The organism is Pseudomonas sp. PA-4-8C (genome assembly GCF_021606625.1).
GTDB classification, from domain to species: domain Bacteria; phylum Pseudomonadota; class Gammaproteobacteria; order Pseudomonadales; family Pseudomonadaceae; genus Aquipseudomonas; species Aquipseudomonas lactis.
The window spans coordinates 1-3,579 of the sequence record NZ_WKCD01000402.1 but is presented as its reverse complement, the minus strand read 5'-3'; the positions used below and the strand labels follow the sequence as shown (position 1 = coordinate 3,579).

Annotated in this window: 3 protein-coding genes; 2 read left to right on the top strand and 1 reads right to left on the bottom strand. The window is 60.2% G+C overall.

Annotated features, from left to right (window positions below; translation table 11 throughout):
- The first annotated feature begins 357 nt into the window (after positions 1 to 357).
- A complete protein-coding gene (gltS, locus tag GIW04_RS29010) occupies positions 358 to 1,569 on the top strand; it encodes a sodium/glutamate symporter (RefSeq protein WP_003190086.1) in 1,212 nt (403 codons plus the stop codon).
- Between the two features lie 5 nt (positions 1,570 to 1,574).
- Here gltS and pdxR read toward each other — a convergent pair whose 3' ends face one another.
- A complete protein-coding gene (gene pdxR / locus GIW04_RS29005) occupies positions 1,575 to 3,065 on the bottom strand; it encodes a MocR-like pyridoxine biosynthesis transcription factor PdxR (protein WP_120247745.1) in 1,491 nt (496 codons plus the stop codon).
- 77 nt (positions 3,066 to 3,142) lie between these two features.
- Here pdxR and GIW04_RS29000 point away from each other — a divergent pair.
- Positions 3,143 to 3,579: 2Fe-2S iron-sulfur cluster-binding protein (locus GIW04_RS29000; protein WP_236479470.1), on the top strand; the 437-nt coding region annotated here is incomplete at its 3' end.

Sequence of the window (3,579 nt, the reverse complement as noted above, 5' to 3'; positions counted from 1 at the left end):
ATCCGCCAGTGATTTGGGGGGCCGCCGCCACGCGCCATCCATGGCGCGGGGCGGCTAAACCGGCATCCCTGCCGGTTTACCCCCCAAATCCCTGTCGAATTCCGGCCAGCGTGGTTTAACGGGGCGCTTAAGATCAAGATCAAAAGCGGCTCGCTTCGCATCGTGGTTACCGTCGGGTACTTCGGCTTATAGAGTTGTATCGATACTTATCCCTATGGGGAGGTGCAGCTCAGTTGTAGGTTATTATTGTGAGGCTTGTAGGGAAAGTCTTTGATTTTTGTAGGGTCGATGCCTTTTCGCCCTGTGTTCTCTACTCTGGCCACCCATTCTCCCTGCCCACTTCAGAGAACTGACCGGATGCTTCAACTCGATTTTTATTCAACCCTCGTTGCCGCTTCACTGGTGCTATTGCTGGGACGCGGGCTTGTGGCCCGTATCGGCTTTTTGCGTACTTACAATATTCCGGAACCGGTAGCCGGTGGCCTGTTGGTCGCCATGCTGCTCCTGGCGTTGCGCGGGTTTGCCGATATCGAAGTACGCTTCGATCCTTCATTGCAAACCCCGTTGATGCTGGCGTTCTTTGCCACGATCGGTTTGAACGCCGACTTTGCCAGCCTGAAGAAAGGCGGACGTATCCTGGCGGTGTTTTTGCTGGTGGTAACGGGCTTGCTGGTGGTGCAAAACGCCATGGGTATCGCGCTGGCGTCGGCACTCGGGCTTGACCCATTGATGGGCTTGCTGGCGGGTTCGGTGACCTTGTCCGGTGGGCATGGCACCGGCGCGGCCTGGGGGGCGGTGTTCAGTGAGCAGTATGGCGTGGCCTCGGCGTCTGAATTGGCGATTGCCTCGGCGACCTTTGGCCTGGTGCTCGGCGGCCTGATCGGCGGGCCTGTGGCGCGTTTTCTGATCAAGCGGGTCGAGGTGCCAGGTATTGGGCAACCGCAGTCGAGCCTGGCCAAGGGGTTTGAACAACCGAATGAAGAGCGCCTGATCACGGCGTTTTCGTTTATCGAGACCCTGGCATTGGTCGCGATCAGCCTACAGGGCGGCAACTTGCTGAATGCCGCCATCCAAGGCACCGCTTTCGAATTGCCGACGTTCGTGTGTGTACTGTTCGTGGGTGTCGTACTGCGCAATGGGCTGTCGATGCTCGGCTGGCATCAGGTGTTCGAGCGCGAAGTCTCGGTGCTGGGCAATGTCAGTTTGTCGCTGTTCCTGGCGATGGCGCTGATGTCGCTCAAGCTCTGGGACCTGGCGGCACTCGCCTTGCCGATCGTCATTCTGCTGGCCGCGCAGGCATTGCTGATGGCGCTGTTCGCGATTTTCGTGACGTTCCGGGTGATGGGCCGCAACTATGATGCGGCGGTGCTGGCGGCAGGCCATTGCGGTTTCGGGCTTGGTGCAACGCCCACGGCGATTGCCAATATGCAGGCGGTGACGCAGCGCTTTGGGCCTTCGCAGATTGCGTTTCTGGTGGTGCCGATGGTGGGCGCGTTCTTCATCGATATCGCCAATGCGGTGGTGATCAAGTTGTACTTGGCGCTGCCGTTTCTGGGCACTGCTGGGTAAGTTTTTCAGCGCCTGCCCACGGTGTTCATCGCCTGGGCCAGGCGCTGCGTGGCTTGCTGGATTTCGTCCCGGTCGAGAGAGGCAAAGCCCAGGCGCAGCGCGTTTACCGGCTGGTCGTTGGGTGAAAACTGACGACCGCTGCGCACCACGACGCCGTGGTCCAGTGCGGCGTTTGCCAACTTATCGACGTCTATTTCTTCCTCGAAACGTACCCATAACGCCAAGCCCCCCTCGGGCTCGCGCACCTGTATGCGAGCGCCAAACGCCTGGTCCAGGCAGTCTCGCAATACGGTACGGCGCGCCCGATATTCTTTCGACACGCGGCGCAAGTGTTTTTTCAACTCCCCGTCATTGATCAGGTCTGCCAGCATGGCTTGAGCGACCGCATCGGCATCGCCCAGCATCAGCGCGGCATTGCGCTGCAGGGCTTCAATCACAGAGGTGGGCGCGACGATATAACTGCAGCGGAACGTCGAGCCTAGCACCTTGGACAACGAGCCGATGTACAGCACATGGCGTTGGGCGCGGTCACTGGCCAGTGGTAGGTAAGGGCGGCCACTGAAATGATATTCGTGGTCGTAGTCTTCTTCGATAATGCAGAAGTCATGCAGCGCGGCCAACGTCAGCAAGTGCTGCCGGCGTGCAGCGTGCAAGCTCACGGTGGTGGGAAACTGGTGATGGGGTGTGAGGTAAATCATGCGCACCTTGTGCTCACGGCATAAGCGCTCGACCTGATCGGTGCGGCAACCTTCATCGTCGATGTCGACCGTGACCAACAGCGCGCCGAGCTTGCGGAAAATTTCCCACGCTGGCGGGTAGCTCAGGCGCTCCACCAGTACCACGTCGCCAGGCTTGAGCAGTAGGCTGGCACTCAGGTACAGGGACATCTGGGTGCCCTGGGTCAGGCAGATATTTTCGGCAGTGACCGTCAGCCCACGGTTGTTGCGCAGCATCTCGGCCAGGGCGCAGCGCAAGTGATAGCCGGTGCCTTCGCTGCCGTAGCGCACGGTATTGGAGGCGAAGCTGTTGCGCAATGCATGGCGATAGTAACGGTGCAAAACGGCTTGGGGCAGCAGGCGGTGGTCGCTGGTGCCGTTGTCGAAAAACAGCGCGTCGTGGCGATGCTCAAGCGCGACCACTTGGGCGTTATGGGTGAAATAGGGTACCCGTGGTTGCTCCAGCAACGGCGGCGCGAAAGACGGTTGGGTAACGCCGGGCAGCTGCTTGGGTGTCAGCTGCGCATTGACGAAGGTGCCACGGCGCGGCTCGCTGACCAGCCAGCCCTTGGTCATGGCTTCTTCGTAAGCCAGGATCACCGTCTTGCGGTTGACGTCGAGCAACTGCGCCATTTCTCGCGTGCCTGGCAGCAATGTTCCAGGTGGCAGGCGGCCCTCGAGGATGGCATTGACCAAGCCTTCGGCAATCTTGCGGTAGGACGCCTGGCCGGTGCCTTCTTCAAGCCGCAGCAAGGGGCGCCATTTACGCATCTGGACCATCTGAAGTATCCAAATCTGGAGGTTTTAATGGGCCTAGTCTAGCGCAACAATCAGGTCTCACTCATCCCGAGGTCTTTATGAATACACGTCATGTCATCGAACTCTCTCCCTCGGGGAAAACCTTTGACGCGGGCGACGAACTCTTGCTCGACGCCATGCTCGCCAGTGGCCTGGCCGTGCCGTTCTCTTGTCGCCGTGGCGCCTGCGGTTCGTGCAAGGTAGTGGTCGCTGAAGGTGCGTACCGGGCCAAGCGCCTGGCGCCGGGCGCGCCGCAGCCTTCTTATCCTTTGGCAGCCAATGAGATGTTGTTATGCCAGAGCCACGCCTGTGGCGACATGCGCCTGCATATTCCCGGCTGGTCGCTGGATACGCCCGCGCTGGTAGTGGCGGCGCAAGTGCACAGCAAGCGTGCGCTGGGGCCCGATGTGATCGAGTTGATATTGACGCCCGAAACCCCAGTGGCGGTGCGGGCTGGCCAATACCTCAAGTTCCGCCTGGCGGACGATGACACGCG

Coding starts and splice junctions, on each gene's coding strand:
- gltS (WP_003190086.1), top strand. CDS start 358: ATGCTTCAACTCGATTTTTATTCAACCCTCGTTGCCGCTTCACTGGTG.
- pdxR (WP_120247745.1), bottom strand. CDS start 3,065: ATGGTCCAGATGCGTAAATGGCGCCCCTTGCTGCGGCTTGAAGAAGGC.